The organism is Pseudomonas danubii, assembly GCF_042980055.1.
Lineage (GTDB): Bacteria > Pseudomonadota > Gammaproteobacteria > Pseudomonadales > Pseudomonadaceae > Aquipseudomonas > Aquipseudomonas danubii.
In genome coordinates, this window is record NZ_CP116502.1 from 3,281,177 (window position 1) to 3,300,095 (window position 18,919).

Below are 18,919 nucleotides of genomic sequence, written 5' to 3' on the forward strand. Positions count from 1 at the left end.
CCATAAGCCGGGACGGGTTTTTTAGCTTGTTTGCCAGGCAAAGCCCGCTGTGATCAGCCTCTCACTAGATGATGAGGTTAATGCTTTAGTGAGAATGTCGAACGGTTGCACTCAACTACTATTCGACGAAGGGTCGACTTATGTCATTTTGTTGCCCTGACTTTTTTATCTGTCCCGGCCTCTAAGCTTTTTTGCCCTGCAAGAAAGCCTGCCTGCCGGGGTGGGACGGCACAGTTTCGTGCCACACGAGCGCTCTTGAAGAAAAGCGCTTGATTGAAAACCGAACGGGCGATGCGTTGTCCGTTCACTTATTGCCAAAGGCCCTGGTACTCCCATGTCGGATCGTTATGAACTCTTCCTCACCTGTCCCAAAGGCCTTGAAGGCCTGCTGATCGAGGAAGCCGTCGGGCTTGGCCTTGAGCAAGCGCGTGAGCACACTTCTGCCGTGCGCGGCATGGCCGACATGGAGACGGCCTATCGGCTGTGTCTGTGGTCGCGCCTGGCCAACCGGGTGCTGCTGGTCCTCAAGCGCTTTCCAATGAAGGACGCCGAGGACCTCTACCACGGCGTGCTCGACGTCGACTGGCAGGACCACATGCTGGCCGATGGCACCCTGGCGGTGGAGTTCAGCGGCCACGGTTCGGGCATCGACAACACCCACTTTGGTGCCCTGAAGGTCAAGGACGCCATTGTCGACAAACTGCGTACACCTACCGGCGAGCGTCCTTCGGTGGACAAGCTCAATCCGGACCTGCGCATCCACCTGCGCCTGGATCGCGGCGAAGCCATCCTGTCCCTGGACCTGTCCGGCCACAGCCTGCACCAGCGCGGCTATCGCCTGCAGCAAGGCGCCGCGCCGCTCAAGGAAAACCTGGCGGCCGCGATCCTGATCCGTTCCGGTTGGCCGCGCATCGCCGCTGAAGGCGGGGCCCTGGCCGACCCAATGTGCGGTGTCGGCACCTTCCTGGTGGAAGCGGCGATGATTGCCGCGGACATCGCTCCCAACCTCAAGCGTGAGCAGTGGGGCTTTACCGCCTGGCTCGGCCATGTGCCGGCGCTGTGGCGCAAACTGCATGATGAAGCCCTGGCTCGGGCCCAGGCCGGACTGGCCAAGCCACCGCTGTGGATTCGCGGCTACGAGGCCGATCCACGATTGATCCAGCCGGGTCGCAACAACGTCGAGCGCGCGGGCTTGAGCGACTGGATCAAGATCTACCAGGGCGAAGTGGGGACTTTTGAACCGCGTCCGGACCAGAACCAGAAGGGCCTGGTGATCTGCAACCCGCCCTACGGCGAGCGCCTGGGTGACGAAGCCAGCCTGCTGTACCTCTATCAGAACCTCGGCGAGCGCCTGCGTCAGGCCTGCCTGAACTGGGAAGCGGCGGTGTTCACCGGCGCCCCGGACCTGGGCAAGCGCATGGGCATTCGCAGCCACAAGCAGTACTCGTTCTGGAACGGCGCCTTGCCGTGCAAGCTGCTGCTGATCAAGGTGCTGCCGGACCAGTTCGTCACCGGTGAGCGACGCACTGCCGAGCAGCGCCAGTTGGAACGCGAGCAGGCCCAGACCGCTGCAGACGAGCCGCCAGTGCGCCAGTACAACAAGAATGGTAACCCGATCAAGCCGGCTCCTGCGCCGGCGCCGGTGGTCGAGCAGGCCCGTCTGAGCGAGGGCGGGCAGATGTTTGCCAACCGCCTGCAAAAGAACCTCAAGCTGCTGGGCAAATGGGCCAAGCGCGAAGGTGTCGAGTGCTATCGGGTCTATGACGCGGACATGCCGGAATACTCCTTGGCCATCGACCTGTACCAGGATTGGGTGCACGTCCAGGAATACGCGGCGCCCAAGTCGGTGGACCCGGAGAAGGCCCAGGCGCGTCTGTTCGATGCCCTGGCAGCGATTCCCCAGGCACTGAACGTGGATAAGAGCCGTGTGGTGATCAAGCGTCGCGAGCGCCAGAGCGGCACCAAGCAATACGAGCGCCAGAGCGCCCAGGGCCAGTTCACCGAAGTTCGCGAAGGCGGGGTCAAGCTGCTGGTGAACCTGACCGACTACCTGGACACCGGGCTGTTCCTCGATCATCGGCCGATGCGCATGCGCATCCAGAAAGAGGCGGCTGGCAAGCGTTTCCTCAACCTGTTCTGCTACACCGCCACCGCCAGTGTGCACGCGGCCAAGGGTGGAGCCCGCAGTACGACCAGCGTCGACTTGTCGAAAACCTACCTGGACTGGGCGCGACGCAACTTCTCCCTCAACGGTTTCTCCGACAAGAACCGTCTGGAGCAGGGTGATGTGATGGCCTGGCTGGACAGCTGCCGTGACGAGTTCGACCTGATCTTCATCGACCCGCCGACCTTCTCCAACTCCAAGCGCATGGAAGGGGTGTTCGACGTGCAGCGTGACCAGGTGCAGTTGCTGGACCTGGCCATGGCCCGTCTGGCGCCGGGTGGCGTGCTGTACTTCTCCAACAACTTCCGCAAGTTCCAGTTGGACGAGAACCTCGCCGCGCGCTATCAGGTCGAGGAGATCACGGCGAAAACCATCGACCCGGATTTTGCCCGTAACAGCAAAATTCACCGTGCTTGGAAAATCAGCGCCCGCTGATGGCCGGATAAGTCCCCAACGCCCGTTTTTTCGGGCTTTGGGGGCTGTTTAGCGCTGGTCAAATTAGTGGCTAATAGCTATAACTCACACCAAGTCCGGATGACACCCAAACTCGCTGGCGTGATGAGTTCTACTTATGCCGTTGCATGTGGTACGCCCGAAGATCCTGGGTTTCATTAGTGAAGAAGTCTCTGCCTGGCTAGTGGCTGTGCTGGTGTTGCTTGCGGGCGGCATTCTCACCGGGCTGCTGGCCTGGTCCACTTACAACTCGAACAAACAGCAACTGCGCCAGCGCTTCCAATTGCTCGCCAGTGAACGCTACAGCCGTATCGAAGAGCGCTTTCAAGACCAGGAGCAACGCCTGGACGGTCTGCGGCGTTTCTTTGTCAATTCCGACCTGGTGACCCGCCAGGACTTCGATGGTTACGCCAAGCCTCTGCTACGCCACACTCAGGCCTATGCCTGGGCGCCTCTGGTGAGTCGTGCCCAGCGGCCGGCGTTCGAACAGGCGGTGCGGGATCAGGGGGTGGCGGGGTTCACCATCCTGCAATTGAACGCCAGCGGCCAGATGGAGCCCGCTGGTGAGCAAGAAGACTTTGCGCCGATTCTGTACAGCCAGACTCAAAGCCCCCTGGGGTCGCCCCTGGGGCACGACTTGCTGGCCCAGCCTCAGCGCCGGGCTACTCTGGAGCGGGCCAGGGAGCTCAACGGCCTGGCGGTTTCGCCGCCTTTGCACCTGGTTGCCGTGGACCCGGCCTATGCCCGGGGCGTGCTGCTGGCTGCGCCGGTCAGGCGGCCCCAGGACAGCCCCTTGCCCGAGGCCAGGCCTTACGGTTATGTGCTGGCGGTGATCAGCCTGCGGCAACTGGTGGCGGACGGCTTGCCGGTGCCGGCCAGCGACAATTTGTCGGTGCGCATTCTCGATCTGTCCACCGAGGGCCAGCACGAGGTGCTCTATGAATCGAACAACCCGCCGATCGCCAGTCACCTGACGGCCAGCCGTTTGCTGCGCCTGGCGGACCGGGATTATCAGGTTGATATCCGCCCCAGCGCGGCGTTCCTGCACGCCAACCAATCTTCCCTGAGCAGCCTGGTGATTCTCGGTGGCTTGCTCAGTCTGCTGCTCAGCGCCTTGCTCTATGTGCTGGTGAGTCAGCGGCAACGGGCCTTGGCCTTGGTGGAGCAACGCACGGGGGAGCTGCGCAGTCGCGAGCAGGAGTTGCGCGGCACTCACAGTCAGTTGCGCTGCGTGCTCAATGCCGCGACCCAGGTGGCGATCATCGCCACGGACCTGCGTGGTGTCATCAGTACCTTCAATGCCGGGGCCGAGCAGATGCTCGGCTACAGCAGCAGTGAAGCGGTAGGCCACCTGACCCTGGAAAGCCTGCACCTGCCCCGGGAGCTGGAAAGCTGGGCTCAGAGCCTTACCCAGCGCTATGGCAAGGCCATTCCAGTGTCCCGGGCCATGCTGGTGGAAGAAGGCCTGGCCGGTGGCCATGAGGCGCGGGAGTGGACGCTGGTCAGGCGTGACGGCAGCCACCTGCAAGTGAACATGCTGGCAACCCCGGTGCTGGATGATCAGGGGCTGTGGATCGGCCACCTGGCCATCTGCATCGACATCACCGAGCGCAAGCGGGTGCACGAGGCCCTGGCGGCCCGGGACCGCCTGTTGAAAAGGCTCAGTGCCCATGTTCCCGGAGGGATCTACCAGTTCAAGCTGGATGCCGAGGGACACGCGAGCTTCACCTATGCCAGCGATGGCATTCGCGAAATCTACGAGATCGAGCCGCAGGTGTTGCAGGAGGATGCCGAGGCAGTGTTCGAGCGTATCCATCCTGAGGATGTGCAGCGGGTGCGCAAGTCGATCCAGGTTTCCGCCAAGCAGCTCAGTCCGTGGCGCGAGGAGTATCGGGTCTGCCTGCCGCAACGGGGGCTGCGCTGGATGCGTGGCGCGGCGACCCCGGAAAGCCTGCAGGGCGGCGGCGTGCTCTGGCACGGCTATATCTCGGATATTTCCGACCTCAAGCGGGTCGAGGAAGAGTTGCGTGCGTTGTCAGTGACCGACTCCCTGACCGGCATTCACAACCGGCGCTATTTCCAGGAGCAGTTGCAGAGCGAAATGCAGCGTCTTGAACGTGTTGGAGGCGAGATGGCGGTGATCATGCTGGATATCGATCATTTCAAGCGGATCAACGACCAGTACGGACACGGGGTAGGGGATCAGGTATTGCGGGGGCTATGTGTCCGCATTGGTGGGCGTCTGCGGCGTACCGATGTGTTCTGCCGTCTCGGCGGCGAGGAGTTCATGGTGCTGTGTCCGGGCACCAACGCCCAGCAGGCGCTGATCCTGGCTCAGGAACTGTGGCAGGGGCTGCGCAGTTCGCCGATCGAGCCGGTGGGCAGTGTCACCGCCAGTTTCGGCATTGCCAGCTGGCGCGAAGGCGAGGGGGCGGACGGTTTGTTGTTGCGGGCTGACTCCGGGGTCTATGCCGCCAAGCAGGCCGGACGCGATCGAGTCCAGCCAGAGCTGCCCTGATCGCTGACAGCGGCGGAGCGGGTCCGCCACTGTCGCAACAGCGAGCTACAGAACGGATGCGCTGGTGGCCAGTTTTGGCTGGCGATACAGATCCAGCAGCACCTGATCCAGCACCGAAGAGGCGCCGAAGGGGCGTGGATCGTTGAGGATCGCCACCACCGCCCAGGTGTTGCCGTTGTCATCGCGGCTATAGCCGGCGATGGCGCGCACGGTGTTCAGAGTGCCGGTCTTGATGTGGGCCTCACCGGACATGGCGGTACGTTTCAGGCGCTTGCGCATGGTGCCGTCCATGCCGGCAATCGGCATGGAACTGATGAACTCGGCGGCGTAGGGGCTCTTCCAGGCAGCTTGCAGCAGACCGGCCAGTTCCCGGGCGCTGACCCGTTCGGCACGGGACAGGCCGGAGCCGTTTTCCATTACCAGATGCGGCGCGGTGATGCCTTTTTTCGCCAGCCACTGGCGCACCACACGCTGGGCCGCCTTGGCGTCATCGCCGTCGGCTTCATTGCGGTACTTGGCGCCCAGGCTCAGGAACAGCTGCTGGGCCATGGTGTTGTTACTGTATTTGTTGATGTCGCGGATGACCTCCGCGAGGTCCGGAGAGAAGGCACGGGCCAGGACCTTGGCATCCTTGGGAACTACCGCGAGGCGGTCCTTGCCCTGGATGCTGCCGCCCAGTTCGCTCCAGATCGCCCGCACCGCACCGGCGGTGTAGGTGGCGTGGTCCAGCAGCGACAGATAGGTCTGGGAACTGCAGCCATCACCCAACTGGCCGCCAACGGTGACGATCACGCTGCCATCGGCCTGGGGCACGGGGTTGTAGCGAACGTCGCCGGTGCACTGCTTGGTGTTGACTGCCTTGACCTGATTGTCGATGCGGATCTTGGCAATCGGCGGCTCTACCGAAACCAGTACCCGGCCGGAATCATTGCGGGCGACGAAGCGCAGGGCCTTGAGGTTGACCATCAGCGCGTCGGGCTTGACCAGGAACGGCTTGTTCTCGTCGTTGCCGTCGTCATTGAACTCAGGCAACTGCGGTTGCACGAAGTAGTTGCGGTCCAGTACCAGGTCGCCGGTGACTTGCTGCACGCCATTGGCTCGCAGGTCACGCATCAGCAGCCAGAGCTTCTCCATGTTCAGCTTGGGATCGCCGCCGCCCTTGAGATAGAGATTGCCGTTGAGAATGCCACCGCTGAGGGTGCCATCGGTATAGAACTCGGTCTTCCACTGGTGGGTCGGGCCAAGCATTTCCAGGGCCGCGTAGGTGGTGACCAGCTTCATGGTGGAGGCCGGGTTGACCGAGACATCGGCGTTGAAAACCGTCGGCGTGCCAGGGCCGTTCAGGGGAATCATCACCAGCGACAGGGCGTTGTTCGGGAGCTTGCTGGCTTTGAGGGCTTGTTGAACCTTGGGGGTCAGGGTGGTGTTGACCGGAGCCGCAGAGACAGGAAATGCCAGGGGAAGAAAAACACTGGCAAGCAACAGAGGACGCAACGATTTGATCATATGAAGTGGAACCCTGCAGTCGAGGGGAAAAAAGGCGAGGGCATGCAGATAAAATCCCTCAGTGATCATGAAAGTGTCGGCATTATGCCCCAAGGTATAGCGGCTTGTGCCGTGCCACGGGCCGCCGTGGCGGTATTTTTTTTACCAATGGCGGTCCTGCATCCTCATAGAGTCAGGCAATCGCCCGCCTAAACTGGTAAAGTGCCGCCCGTTATTACTTATGAGGATTGTTCCATGGCCACTAACCGTTCCCGCCGTCTGCGCAAAAAACTCTGCGTAGATGAATTTCAGGAGCTGGGTTTTGAGCTGAACCTGGATTTCAAAGAAGATCTGGCTGAAGAAGCTATTGACGCTTTCCTCGACGCGTTCCTCAAAGAAGCGATGGAAGCCAACGGTCTGGGCTATGTTGGCGGCGATGACTTCGGTCTGGTTTGCCTGAGCAAGCGCGGTTCCGTCAGCGAAGCACAGCGTGCAGCTGTTGAAGCCTGGCTCAAAGGCCGTACCGAGCTGACCAGCGTTGAAGTCAGCCCGCTGCTGGACGTCTGGTACCCGGACAACGCGATCAACCCAGTCGCGTGATGTCATGTGTGAGCGGCCCGTCCGGGCCGCTCATGCGATGTTGCCCCCAGGGCAACCTGTCGATTTCCCCCTTTGTATCCTTGCATCTGCCACGGGCCAGCCCCGGGTTTTGTCGTGGGCGCTATTCGCCGGCAGGCTGGCTCCTGCAGTGGGCGCCGGTCTATGTAGGCCAGCGAAGCCCTTCAGGCGCTGCGCCAATTCAGAATCATCAAGGTCACCACCCCAGCGACAATTCCCCAGAACGCCGAGCCAATGGAAAACAGCGTCAGCCCCGAGGCCGTCACCATAAAGGTGATCAGCGCCGCTTCTCGTTCCTTCACTTCACTCATGGCGATGCTCAAGCCGTTGATGATCGAGCCGAACAGCGCCAGGGCGGCGATGGACAGCACCAGTTCCTTAGGCAAGGCCGCGAACAGCGCCGCCAGGGTGGCGCCGAAGACTCCGGCGATGCCATAGAAAACCCCGCACCACACCGCGGCGGTGTAACGCTTGCTGCGATCTTCGTGGGCGTGGGGGCCGGTGCAGATCGCAGCGCTGATGGCCGCCAGGTTGATGCCGTGGGAACCAAATGGCGCCAGCAGCAACGAAGCCAGCCCGGTGGCGGTGATCAGTGGCGAGGCCGGGACGTTGTAGCCGTCGGCGCGCAGCACCGCGATCCCGGGCATGTTCTGTGAGGTCATGGCGACCACAAACAGTGGAATACCGATGCTGATGGTGGCCGCCAGGGAAAAGTGCGGCGTGGTCCAGACCGGCGTCGCCACTTCCAGGTGGAAGCCACTGAAGTCCAGCAAGCCCATCAGCCCGGACAGTGCAGTGCCGATCAGCAGGGCCGCGAGAACGGCATAACGTGGCGACAGGCGCTTGACCACCAGGTAGGTGAAGAACATCCCCAGTACCAGACCGGTACGGTGTTGGGCCGCCACAAAGATTTCACTGCCGATCTTGAACAGGATTCCCGCCAGCAAGGCGGCTGCCAGGGATGCCGGGATCTTTTTCACCAGGCGCTCGAAGCTGCCGGTGAGTCCGCAAATGGTCACCAGGACCGCGCAAGTGATGTAGGCGCCAATGGCTTCGCCATAGGTCACCCCCGGCAGGCTGGTGATCAGCAGGGCAGCGCCGGGTGTGGACCAGGCGATGGTGATGGGGGTGCGATAGCGCAGAGACAGGCCGATGCTGCACACCGCCATGCCAATGGAGATGGCCCAGATCCAGGAGGAGATCTGACCGCTGGTCAGGCCGGCGGCTTGCCCAGCCTGGAACATCAGCACCAGGGAACTGGTGTAGCCGGTCATCATGGCGATGAAGCCGGCAACGATGGCGGAGGGCGAAGTGTCCGCGAGGGGGCGTAATTGCGCGGGGGTGGCATCGGACATTACTGCTGTTCCTTGTTCTTGAAAGACGCAAAACCCATACCCGGCGAACGCTGCTTGCAGCCTGCGCAAGCAACGAGCCGGTAATAGGGTTCAAGGTTCAAGCCTAAACTTAAAAGCAACTTTGCATTGCAATACAGCCGTGACTACAAATAGCCGTACAGTCGTTGAATAAGTGGTGGGGCCGGTAACACTTTTTGCTAATGATCCCCAGCGGTTGTGTACAATGTGCCCCTGTTTTAACGCGATACTTGCCAGCGACCCACCGTGGCGTATTAAAGTCACGCCGAAATCGCCGCAGTCCTCCCGACCCGAGTGCCCATGAACGAACAGTTGCAACCTCTCAAGAAACAACCGCGAGCAGGCAAAGCCGGTCGCAGCGGAACCCAGGACGATATTGTCTACGCGCATATCTTTGAGGCCATCCTCGAGCAGCGCCTGGCGCCCGGCACCAAGTTGAGTGAAGAGGCGCTTGGGGAAATATTCGGAGTCAGTCGGACCATCATCCGTCGTGCATTGTCGCGGCTGGCCCATGAAGGCGTAGTCCTGTTGCGACCCAATCGGGGGGCGGTGGTTGCCAGTCCGAGCGTCGAGGAAGCCCGTCAGGTCTTTCTCGCCCGGCGTCTGGTGGAGCGAGCCATTACCGAGCTGGCGGTCCAGCATGCCACCGCCGAACAGCTGCTGGAGTTGCGGCAGATGGTCAACGAGGAGCGCGACAGCTTTTCCCGAGGCGATCGTGGTGCCGGTATCCGCCTGTCCGGGGAGTTTCACCTGAAGCTGGCGGAAGCTGCGAAGAATGCACCGCTGATCAGCTTCCAGCGCAGCCTGGTGTCCCAGACGTCGCTGATCATTGCCCAGTATGAAAGCGGCAACCGCTCCCACTGCTCCTACGATGAGCACACCCAACTGATCGACGCCATCGAGGCCCGGGACGGCGAGCTGGCGGTGAACCTGATGATGCATCACATGGATCACATCGACAGCAAGCTCAATCTCGACGAGGAAAGCGCCTCGGACGACCTGCATGCGGTGTTCTCGCACCTGCTGCAGACCAAGAAGCCGGGGCGGCCGACGGCCAAGCTGTAAGCCTCGATCAGACTGAAAATCCCTCGCTGCGTAGCCCTATGCAGCGGGGGATTTTTGTTTGGCGGCGGGTCTGCCTGCTGATCAGGAAGATTGTTTTAAATTTCAATTAAGATTGTATACAGTGCCTGCTTCGAGGCTCACGGCCGGCAATCCGTGCGCCTCTGGTCCTGCGAAAGGAGCCCGCGGCATGATCGGCAGAACGCTACGCATTCATTCTTCCGCCATCCATTACTTCGATATGGTTCGTCGCTGTCATTCGATCCGCGAGGCTGCTCGGCGCCTGAATGTCGCGTCTTCGGCGGTGAACCGGCAGATCCTGAAGATCGAGGATGAAATCGGCGCGCCCTTGTTCGAACGCCTGCCGGGCGGCCTGCGCCTGACCCTGGCGGGAGAGGTCATGAGCCGTCATGTCAATCTGGTGCTGCAGGACCTGGAGCGGGTGCGCCTGGAGTTCGATGCTCTGCGTGGCCTCAAGAGCGGGCATGTGGAGATTGCCGCGGTGGAAGGCGCGACGGTGGATCTGCTGCCCTCGGTGCTCAAGCGCATGCGCGATCTGTATCCACAGGTGACCATCGGCGTCACGGTGCAGGGCTCGCAATCCATTCCCCAGGCCTTGATCAACAGTCGTGCGGACCTGGGCCTGGCGTTCGCCTTGCCCAGGGCGCCGGAGATCCGCCCCTTGAGCGTCGGTCATTTTCGCCTGGGGGCGCTGGTCAGTCCCGATCATCCCTTGGCCGAGCGGGGCAGCGTCAATTTCGCCACCTGCGCCGAGCACGGGCTGATCCTGGCCAAGAGCGAGCTGTCGATCCATCACTTGCTGGCGCCGTTGCACAAGCGCCTGGGGCTGTTGGACAAGCCGCCCTTGCAGAGCAACTCCATGGAGCTGGCGCGACAGATGGCCCGGCACAACATGGGGGTGGCCTTCCAGACCCGGGTCGGGGTCGAGGGCGACCTGAGCAAGGGGGAACTGGTGCATATCCCGCTGAGCGATCAGGGGGGGATCTATAGCGACCTGGGGCTCTATGCCCGCAGCGGTCGTGATCTGCCCAGCGCGGTGGAGGCGCTGGCGCATCTGCTTGGCGAGGAGATCGCCATTCGCGAGCGGGCCGAGCGCGCTTTCGGCCAGCTAACGCTCTGAGTCCATGGCTGTGGGCGGCTGTTGCCGTTTTGGCAGCGCGCTGATCGATATTCTGTGCTTTGGGGCCTGTGGCGCTTGTGCCGATACTGCGTGCGGACGGCAGCCAGCGAAGCTGCCTTACGCCACACCGCCACAGGACATAATAAAAATGAAAAAGGCATTACAAGGCGCAACCCTGCTGATGACACTGATCGGAGCAGGGGAAGCAGCCGCCCTGGAGTGGATGAACAACAGCGTCGGCTTTCGGTACGGCAAGGAGTTCACCAACCCGAACAATCCGCACTACATCAGCAAGCGCATCTACAGTTTCACCCACGCCAGTGGCTACCAGTACGGCAGCAACTACCTGCACCTGGATCTGCTGCTCTCCGACAGCGACGATCCGCGCAAGGGCACCCACAAGGGCAGCAGCGAAGTCTATGGCGTCTATCGTCACCAGCTCTTCGCGTCCCGGGTGTTCGATACGCCCTTGGGCACCGGCCTCGTCAAGGACTACGCGCTGACCCTGGGCTTCGATGCCAGTCGCAACAACAACCTGGGCTCGGCCAAGAAACGCGCCCTGGTCTTCGGTCCGACCCTGAAATTCAACACCGTCGGCGTGCTGGACCTGAGCTTGCTGTACTACAAGGAAAACAACCATTCCGGCATCCCCGGGGCCAAGGACCCGGATCACACCTTCGACGATACTTACATGCTCAACCTGGCCTGGATGCGTCCCTTCGAAGTTGGCAGTCACGCCGCCAAGTTCCAGGGCTTCGTCAACTACACCGGGGAAAAGGGCCACGACTACAACTATCGTGACACCGCAGCGGAAACCCTGGTGCGGACGTCGCTGATGGTGGCCGTGTTGCCCGGCAAGAACGTCAAGCCCAACCTGTACCTGGGTGTTGGCTACGAGTACTGGCACAACAAGTTCGGGGTGGACGGTGGACGGGGGACGCGGACCACGGCGCCGACCTTGAACATGGAAGTGACGTTCTAGTCTGCACCTGATCGCCTGGGACTCAGGCATGAAAAATCCCCCGTTCGATGTTCCGCGAGCGGGGGATTTTTCGTTTGCGGGCTTAGCGCTGGTGGACTGGCTGGCCGGCGGCGTAGGTCTGCAGCACGGTGCGATCGTCCCCCAGGGTCATCAGTACAAACAGGGTTTCAGCGATGCTGTTGGCCTGCTTCAGGCGATAGCTGAGCAAGGGAGTGGCGTGGTAGTCGAGGACCACGAAGTCGGCGTCGGTGCCAGGGTGCAGAGTGCCGATTCGCTCCTCCAGGCGCAGGGCGCGGGCGCCGCCCAGGGTTGCCAGGTACAGGGACTTGAACGGGCTCAGGCGTGCGCCCTGTAGCTGCATGACTTTGTAGGCTTCGTTCAGGGTCTGCAGCAGCGAGAAACTGGTGCCGCCACCGACGTCGGTGCCCAGGCCGACATTGAGTTTGTGTTTTTCCGCCATGGGCAGGTTGAACAGACCACTGCCGAGGAAGAAGTTCGAGGTTGGGCAGAAGGCCACGGCCGAACCGGTTTCCGCCAGGCGCGCACATTCGTCATCGCACAGGTGCACGCCGTGGGCGAACACCGAGCGTTCCCCCAGCAGTTGATAGTGGTCATAAACGTCCAGGTAACCCTTGCGCTCCGGGAACAGTTCCTTGACCCATTCGATCTCCTGCAGGTTTTCACTGATGTGAGTCTGCATGTAGAGATCGGGGTACTCGGTCAGCAGTTTGCCGGCCAGGGTCAGTTGTTCCGGGGTGCTGGTCGGGGCGAAACGCGGGGTCACCGCGTAGTGCAGGCGGCCCTTGCCGTGCCAGCGCTCGATCAGCGCCTTGCTTTCCAGGTAGCCGGATTCTGCGGTGTCGGTCAGGTAGTCCGGAGCGTTGCGATCCATCATCACCTTGCCGGCGATCATCCGCAGGTCGAGTTTCTCGGCGGCGGCGAAGAAGGCATTGACCGACTGTGGATGCACGCTGCCGAACACCAGCGCGGTGGTGGTGCCGTTGCGCAGCAATTCCTTGATGAAGATGTCCGCCACTTCATCGGCGTGGGCCTGATCGGCGAACTGGCGTTCACAGGGGAAGGTGTAGGTGTTCAGCCAGTCCAGCAACTGTTCGCCGTAGGCACCGACCATGCCGGTCTGGGGCAGGTGGATGTGGGTGTCGATGAAGCCCGGGGTGATCAGGGCGTCGGGGTAATGATTGATCTCTACATCGGCGGGCAGGCCGGCAAGCAGTTCACTGGCGTGGCCGAGGGCGCTGATCCGGCCGTCCTCGACCACCAGCAGGCCGTCTTCGAAATACTCATAGGAGGCTTCGATTCCGACTTCGGCCGGGTCGGCGATGCTGTGCAGGATGGCGGCACGGTAGGCTTTGCGAGTCAAAGGCATGGTCGTTCTCAGTGTGTGGCGTGTCAGTTCGAAGTCTGGCTGCGGCGCGAGGCCGGCAGCAGCTTGGCAATGGGTTCGGCGCTGGCGCTGGACTGGCCGAAATGGGCGTTGTAGGTAGCGATGATCTCACCGGCAATGGAGATGGCGATTTCCACGGGCAACTTGCCTTTGACTTCAGCGAGCCCCATCGGGCAACGCATGCGCTGCAAGGTGGTTGCGTCGAAACCGCGATCGCGCAAGCGGTGCTCGAACTTCACACGCTTGGTCTTCGAGCCGATCAGGCCGAAATAGGCAAAGTCGTTGCGCTTGAGCAGGGCGGCGGTCAACTCCAGGTCCAGCTGGTGATTATGGGTCATGACGATGCAATAGCTGCCAGGCGGCAGGTTATCGATTTCCTCCACCGGTTCTTCGCTGACGATCTTGCTCACGCCCTGGGGAATCTGTTCGGGGAATTCCTGTTCCCGGGAATCGATCCAGCGTACCCGGCACGGCAGACTGGCCAGGAGTGGCACCAGGGCGCGGCCGACGTGCCCGGCACCGAACACGGCGATTTGCGCTTGCACCTGGCCCATGGGTTCGAACAGCAGCACGGTGGCGCCGCCGCAGCACTGGCCGAGGCTGGCACCGAGGCTGAAGCGCTCCAGGTGGGTGGCCTGCTGGCCGCTGGCGAGCAGGTCACGGGCGATCTGCATGGCCTTGTACTCCAGGTGCCCGCCGCCGATGGTGTCGAAGGCCTGGGTGGCGCTGACGACCATTTTCGAACCGGCATTACGCGGCGTTGAGCCGAGCTCCTCGATGATGGTCACCAACACGCAGGGTTCACCCTGGTTCTGCAGGTCGGCGAGGGCGCTGATCCAGTTGTTCATGTTTACCTCGACATCTTGGTGGTCTGTTCGGGCTGCTTCGCCGGCAAGCCAGCTCCTACGGGCGCGGTGCAGGAGCGGGCTTGCCCGTGAAGGCCGTTACAGCGGCGCCAGCTCGACTTGCTGATCCGCGGCTCTGGTCACCTGCAAGCGACGCATCTGCTCGCAGCCCCACAACACTCGCTCCGGTGTTGCCGGGGCATCGATCTGCGGTTGATGGCGGTAGTCGCCCAGGCTGGCCACTGCGTCCTTGATCGCGCACCAGGCAGCGATGCCAAGCATGAACGGCGGCTCGCCCACGGCCTTGGAGTGGAACACCGTGTCTTCCGGGTTCTTGCGGTTCTCCACCAGCTTGACCCGCAGGTCCAGGGGCATGTCGGCCACCGCCGGGATCTTGTAGCTGGCGGGACCATTGGTCATCAGTTTGCCCTTGGCGTTCCACACCAGTTCCTCGGTGGTCAGCCAGCCCATGCCCTGGATGTAACCGCCTTCCACCTGGCCGATGTCGATGGCCGGGTTCAGCGAGGCACCGACGTCGTGCAGGATGTCGGTACGCAGCATCTTGTACTCGCCGGTCAGGGTATCGACTATCACCTCGGCGCAGGCTGCGCCAAAGGCGAAGTAGTAGAACGGCCGACCCCGAGCCTGGCTGCGGTCGTAGTAGATCTTCGGGGTCTTGTAGAAACCGGTGCTGGACAGCGACACCTGGGCGAAATACGCCTGCTGGATCAGTTCCTCGAAGGTCAGGATATGGTCGCGGACACGCACGTGGCCGTTGTGGAATTCCACATCCTCTTCGCTGACCTGGTACTTGCGCGCGGCAAACTCCACCAGGCGCGACTTGATGGTCTGCGCTGCGTTCTGCGCGGCCTTGCCGTTGAGGTCGGCGCCACTGGATGCCGCGGTGGGCGAGGTGTTGGGTACTTTGTCGGTGTTGGTGGCAGTGATCTGTACCCGCTCGATGTCCACCTGGAACACCTCGGCCACTACCTGGGCCACCTTGACGTTCAGGCCCTGGCCCATTTCGGTGCCGCCGTGGTTCAGGTGGATGCTGCCGTCGGTGTAGATGTGGATCAGCGCGCCGGCCTGGTTGAGGAAGCTGGCGGTGAAGGAGATGCCGAACTTCACCGGGGTCAGTGCCAGGCCCTTTTTCAGGATCGGGCTGTTGGCGTTGTATAGCCGGATGGCTTCGCGACGCTCGGCATACTGGCTGCTGGCTTCCAGTTCGGCCGTCATCTCTTCGAGCATGTTGTGCTCGACGGTCTGGTAGTAATGGGTGACGTTGCGTTCGGTCTTGCCGTAGTAGTTGGCCTTGCGCACCGCCAGCGGGTCCAGGTGCAGGTGGCGGGCGATGGCGTCCATCACCTCTTCAATGGCGACCATGCCTTGCGGGCCGCCGAAACCGCGGTAGGCGGTGTTGGAGGCGGTGTTGGTCTTGCAGCGGTGGCCGTTGATGGTGGCGTCGCCCAGGTAGTAGGCGTTGTCGGAGTGGAACATCGCCCGGTCGACGATGGACGCCGAGAGGTCCGGTGAGCAGCCGCAGTTGCCCGCCAGTTCCAGCTGGATGCCGTGCAGGCGGCCGTTGCTGTCGAAGCCCACGTCGTATTCGATGTAGAACGGGTGACGCTTGCCGGTCATGAGCATGTCTTCGACCCGGGGCAGGCGCATCTTGGTGGGCTGGCCGGTGAGGCGGGCGATCACCGCACAGAGGCAGGCAGGGCTGGCGGCCTGGGTTTCCTTGCCGCCGAAGCCGCCGCCCATGCGCCGCATGTCGACCACTATCTTGTTCATCGACACGTCGAGCACTTCCGCCACCAGTTTCTGCACTTCGGTGGGGTTCTGGGTCGAGCAGTAGACGATCATGCCGCCGTCCTCGGTGGGCATCACCGAGGAAATCTGGGTTTCCAGGTAGAAATGCTCCTGGCCGCCGATATGCAGCGTGCCCTGGATGCGGTGTTCGGCGTTGGCCAGGGCGCCGGCGGAATCGCCGCGCTGGTGAGTGTGGCTGTCCAGCACGAAGTGGCGCTTGCGCAGGGCTTCCACCACGTCCAGCACCGGTTCCAGGTCCTCGTACTCGATGATCGCGGCCATGGCCGCCTTGCGCGCGGTTTCCAGATCCTTGGCGGCCACCGCCAGCACCGGCTGGCCGACGAACTGCACGGTATCGATGGCCAGCAGCGGGTCGCCGGGCAGCAGTGGGCCGATGTCCTTCAGGCCGGGAATGTCTTCATGAGTAATGGCGATGCGCACGCCTTCGAAGGCGTAGCAGGGGCCGGTGTCAATGCTGATGACTTTGGCGTGGGCTCGGTCCGACAGTCGCGCGTAGACATGCAACTGGTTGGGGAATTCCAGGCGGTCGTCGATGTACAGCGCCTCGCCGGACACGTGTTTGTCGGCGCTGTCGTGCTTGACGCTGCGGCCAACGCCCGTGGTCAGGTCCTGGTGAAACAGGGCCGTCAGTTCGGCTTGAGTCTTCTCGACTTTGTGATGATTAGACATAAGCGGTCACCCGGGTCTCGATGTGCGGTGTTTGCAGTTCGATGAAGTACTTGCGCAGCAGGTTCTGCGCACTCAGCAGGCGGTATTCCTTGCTCGCACGGAAATCCGAAAGCGGGGTGAAATCCTCCGCCAGGGCCGCGCAGGCGCGCTCCACCGTGGACAGGTTCCAGGGCGCGCCAATCAGTGCGGTTTCACAGCTCTTGGCTCGTTTCGGGATCGCCGCCATACCGCCGAAGGCAATGCGCGCGTCGCTGACCACGCCGTTTTCAATCTGCAGGTTGAAGGCCGCGCAGACCGCAGAGATATCGTCGTCCAGACGCTTGGAGACCTTGTACGCACGGAACAGCCGTTCGGCGCTGGCCCGGGGCACGATGATCTTCTCGATGAACTCGCTGTCCTGGCGGGCCGTGACCCGGTAATCGATGAAATAGTCTTCCAGGGCCAGGGTGCGGCGTACTTCGCCCTTGCACAGTACGATCTGCGCACCCAGGGCGATCAGCAGGGGCGGTGAGTCGCCGATGGGCGAGGCGTTGCCGATATTGCCCCCCAGGGTGCCCTGGTTACGGATCTGCAACGAGGCGAAGCGCTGGAGCAATTCGCCGAAGTCCGGGTACTCGGCGCGCAGTGCGTCGTAGCAGTCGGTGAGGGCCGTGGCCGCGCCGATCTCCAGGCGATCGTCGAAGCGTTCGACGCGCTTCATCTCGGCAATGTTACCGACGTAGATCATCACCGGCAGGGTGCGGTGGAACTGGGTGACTTCCAGGGCCAGGTCGGTGCCACCGGCCAGCAGCCGTGCCTGGGGGTAGGCGTCGTAGAGGTCGGCCAGGTCGGCCACGGTCAGCGGCACCAGGCAGCGCTTGTCGCCGCTGTTGAGTTCACCGGTGTCCTTGGGCGCGATGGCCTTGAGGCGACTGATGGTCTCGGTCTGGCGGGCGTCGAACTGATCGCTCTGCTGGCCGCAGCAGGCCTGCTCGGCAGCAGCGAGGATCGGCCGGTAGCCGGTGCAACGGCACAGGTTGCCGGCCAGGGCCTCATGGGCCTTGTGGGCGTCGGGTTCACTGCTGTTCTTTTGCAGGGCGAACAGCGACATGACGAATCCTGGGGTGCAAAAGCCGCATTGTGAACCGTGGCACTCGACCATGGCCTGCTGCACGCTGTGCAGTTGGCCCTGATGCTTGAGGCCTTCGACGCTGATCAGCTGTTTGCCGTGCAAGGAGGAGACGAAGGTCAGGCACGAGTTGAGGCTGCGATAGCGAATGGATTCGCCGCCCTGGGCATCCACCTGCAACTCGCCCACCACCACGGTGCAGGCGCCGCAGTCGCCGCTGGCGCAGCCTTCCTTGGTGCCGGGTTTGCCCAAGTGCTCGCGCAGATAGTTGAGCACGGTCAGGTTTGGGTCCAGGGCGTGCTCGCTACGGAGTTCCTGGTTGAGTAAAAACTGGATCACGGAAGGCCTCGCAGACTCTTTATTGTTGTTAAGCGAACTGAGCCGAATTTAGTCATGTCTGACTTTTCGGTCAATGATTTTCTGACCTTTGGGTCAGGAAATTTCTGTGCTCAACATTTCAAGTATGAACGGCATTTGAGAAACCCTTGAATCAACATCAATCTGCTTGTTTCATGCCAAATTCCCCTGTCGGAGCACTCCGCGATGGGGTAGCAATTGCGCTACACTGCGCCGCTTGTGCCGATTAAAGATTTTGAAGGAAAACCATGACGTTCAAGGCGCCGGACAGCCTCGCCGAGCAGATTGCTCACCACCTCGCCGAACGTATCATTCGCGGGGATCTCAAGCCTGGAGAGCGCATTCAGGAACAGAAGGTCACCTTGGCCCTCAATGTCAGTCGTGGTTCGGTCCGCGAGGCCTTGCTGATTCTTGAGCGCCGCCATCTGATTGCCATCCTGCCGCGCCGTGGTGCCCACGTGACCGAGCTCACCGAGCACAAGGTCCGCAGTCTTTGCACCCTGATGAGCGAGTTGTACATCCTGCTGGGCAACTGCGTGGCCAGCGGCTGGGTGCAGCAGAGCGACATGACGCCGTTCCTGCAGATCCAGCAGCGTCTGGAGGGTGCCTACGAGCGCCAGGACATCCGCGCCTTCGTCGAGGACAGCTTCAGCGTGATGCGCGCGGCCTATCCTTTTGCCAACAACCCTTACCTGCAGGAAACCGTCGAGAATCTGCAGCCGGCCATGAGCCGTGCCTATTACCTGGCACTGGAGCAGCGCAAGGCGTCGATGAGCGAGTACCTGGAGTTGTTCGAGCAGTTGCTGGCCGCGGTGCTGGCCCGTGATCTGGAGCAGATCCGCCAGGTGTTGACGGCCTACGCCCAGCGCAGCAGCGATCTGGTGGTGTCTGCGTTGGCGGATGCTTAAG

General features: G+C 62.1%; 13 protein-coding genes. 7 read left to right on the forward strand and 6 right to left on the reverse strand.

All coding sequences use genetic code 11. From position 1 onward, the window contains the following. Positions 1-334: 334 nt before the first annotated feature. Both rlmKL and PFZ56_RS15300 read left to right on the forward strand, forming a co-directional pair. Entirely contained in the window at positions 335-2,599 is a 2,265-nt protein-coding gene (gene rlmKL / locus PFZ56_RS15295; RefSeq protein ID WP_170003317.1) for a bifunctional 23S rRNA (guanine(2069)-N(7))-methyltransferase RlmK/23S rRNA (guanine(2445)-N(2))-methyltransferase RlmL, read from the forward strand. 136 nt (positions 2,600-2,735) lie between these two features. After that, positions 2,736-5,135, forward strand: a complete 2,400-nt coding sequence (locus tag PFZ56_RS15300) for a diguanylate cyclase (RefSeq protein ID WP_115581939.1) — start codon at positions 2,736-2,738, stop codon at positions 5,133-5,135. A gap of 45 nt (positions 5,136-5,180) precedes the next feature. Here PFZ56_RS15300 and dacB read toward each other — a convergent pair whose 3' ends face one another. Further along, positions 5,181-6,641, reverse strand: a complete 1,461-nt coding sequence (gene dacB / locus PFZ56_RS15305; RefSeq protein WP_102863835.1) for a D-alanyl-D-alanine carboxypeptidase/D-alanyl-D-alanine-endopeptidase — start codon at positions 6,639-6,641, stop codon at positions 5,181-5,183. 234 nt (positions 6,642-6,875) lie between these two features. Between dacB and PFZ56_RS15310 the strand changes: the two genes are divergently transcribed. Continuing rightward, the gene (locus PFZ56_RS15310) at positions 6,876-7,220 is read left to right on the forward strand and encodes a YggL family protein (protein ID WP_102863834.1); all 345 of its coding nucleotides are present in this window, start codon (positions 6,876-6,878) and stop codon (positions 7,218-7,220) included. 182 nt (positions 7,221-7,402) lie between these two features. On the opposite strand, the gene PFZ56_RS15315 is transcribed toward PFZ56_RS15310, so the two are convergent. Then, a complete protein-coding gene (locus PFZ56_RS15315; RefSeq protein WP_170003315.1) occupies positions 7,403-8,593 on the reverse strand; it encodes a benzoate/H(+) symporter BenE family transporter in 1,191 nt (396 codons plus the stop codon). A 318-nt stretch (positions 8,594-8,911) separates the two neighbouring features. Here PFZ56_RS15315 and PFZ56_RS15320 point away from each other — a divergent pair, with 318 nt between their 5' ends. The 3 genes from PFZ56_RS15320 to PFZ56_RS15330 all read left to right on the forward strand — a co-directional run bounded on the left by PFZ56_RS15320 (position 8,912) and on the right by PFZ56_RS15330 (position 11,796). After that, positions 8,912-9,676 carry a GntR family transcriptional regulator gene (locus PFZ56_RS15320; protein WP_025128787.1) on the forward strand — a complete coding sequence of 255 codons (765 nt, stop codon included), beginning with the start codon at positions 8,912-8,914 and terminating at the stop codon, positions 9,674-9,676. A gap of 187 nt (positions 9,677-9,863) precedes the next feature. Then, the gene (locus PFZ56_RS15325; RefSeq protein ID WP_102863832.1) at positions 9,864-10,814 is read left to right on the forward strand and encodes a LysR family transcriptional regulator; all 951 of its coding nucleotides are present in this window, start codon (positions 9,864-9,866) and stop codon (positions 10,812-10,814) included. Positions 10,815-10,962: 148 nt separating this feature from the next. After that, positions 10,963-11,796, forward strand: a complete 834-nt coding sequence (locus PFZ56_RS15330; protein WP_102878982.1) for a nucleoside-binding protein — start codon at positions 10,963-10,965, stop codon at positions 11,794-11,796. Between the two features lie 82 nt (positions 11,797-11,878). Here PFZ56_RS15330 and guaD read toward each other — a convergent pair whose 3' ends face one another. From guaD to xdhA, 4 genes are all read right to left on the reverse strand, one after another. Beyond that, positions 11,879-13,183 carry a guanine deaminase gene (gene guaD / locus PFZ56_RS15335; protein ID WP_170003313.1) on the reverse strand — a complete coding sequence of 435 codons (1,305 nt, stop codon included), beginning with the start codon at positions 13,181-13,183 and terminating at the stop codon, positions 11,879-11,881. A gap of 23 nt (positions 13,184-13,206) precedes the next feature. Continuing rightward, a complete protein-coding gene (gene xdhC, locus PFZ56_RS15340) occupies positions 13,207-14,049 on the reverse strand; it encodes a xanthine dehydrogenase accessory protein XdhC (RefSeq protein ID WP_170003311.1) in 843 nt (280 codons plus the stop codon). A gap of 96 nt (positions 14,050-14,145) precedes the next feature. After that, the gene (gene xdhB, locus PFZ56_RS15345) at positions 14,146-16,545 is read right to left on the reverse strand and encodes a xanthine dehydrogenase molybdopterin binding subunit (protein ID WP_115581941.1); all 2,400 of its coding nucleotides are present in this window, start codon (positions 16,543-16,545) and stop codon (positions 14,146-14,148) included. Next, positions 16,538-17,992, reverse strand: a complete 1,455-nt coding sequence (gene xdhA, locus PFZ56_RS15350; RefSeq protein ID WP_102863828.1) for a xanthine dehydrogenase small subunit — start codon at positions 17,990-17,992, stop codon at positions 16,538-16,540. Before xdhA ends, xdhB begins: the two co-directional genes overlap by 8 nt. A 266-nt stretch (positions 17,993-18,258) precedes the next feature. Here xdhA and PFZ56_RS15355 point away from each other — a divergent pair, with 266 nt between their 5' ends. Continuing rightward, positions 18,259-18,918: a GntR family transcriptional regulator gene (locus PFZ56_RS15355; protein ID WP_102863827.1), complete on the forward strand. Its 660-nt coding sequence runs from the start codon at positions 18,259-18,261 to the stop codon at positions 18,916-18,918. The last annotated feature ends 1 nt before the right edge of the window (position 18,919 follow it).